1 protein-coding gene is annotated in these 467 nt (G+C 52.5%); it reads left to right on the top strand.

Translation table 11 applies throughout. The features are described 5' to 3' along the window. Positions 1-465: hypothetical protein (locus tag B3F49_RS08150; RefSeq protein WP_293910318.1), on the top strand; the 465-nt coding region annotated here is incomplete at its 5' end. Between the last annotated feature and the right edge of the window lie 2 nt (positions 466-467).

Below are 467 nucleotides of genomic sequence, written 5' to 3'. Positions count from 1 at the left end.
ATAGCAGTCGATTGGAATAGAATCATCTACCACCCCGGAAAAACGGGTGGAGCCTATGAGGTACCACCAAGGTATACCTACAAAGGCCAAACCTATACGATGGAAACCGGCTGGGGAAGGGAAAGCGAGGTTTTAGAGTTCTTCGACCTTTTGAAAACTCAAGAGTTGGATGAGCAGACCAGAGGCTTGATCACAGAGCTTGAGCGAGCAATGAAGAAGCAGAGTACTTGGATGCAGACCGGCCTGCTTACCGAGCTTGCAGGTCTGACCATGATGCTCACCCCCCTCTTTCTCATGAACGATTCTGTCGACCCTCCCACCACGCCGACGTGGGCCGCCTGGACAGGGGTGGCAGGCCTTGGGGTGAACATCGCTGGATTGGGCATACTGATCAGTCAGCTGTTCGTCAATCATGATCACTATCTGCCAAGGATTGCCGATTCATACAACAGCAACGTCCGCTGAGA

It is taken from the genome of Sphaerochaeta sp. UBA5836, from assembly GCF_002432845.1.
Classification (GTDB): domain Bacteria; phylum Spirochaetota; class Spirochaetia; order Sphaerochaetales; family Sphaerochaetaceae; genus Sphaerochaeta.
Note: the sequence above shows the minus strand (reverse complement) of the source record. Positions and strands in the feature narration are given on the sequence as shown.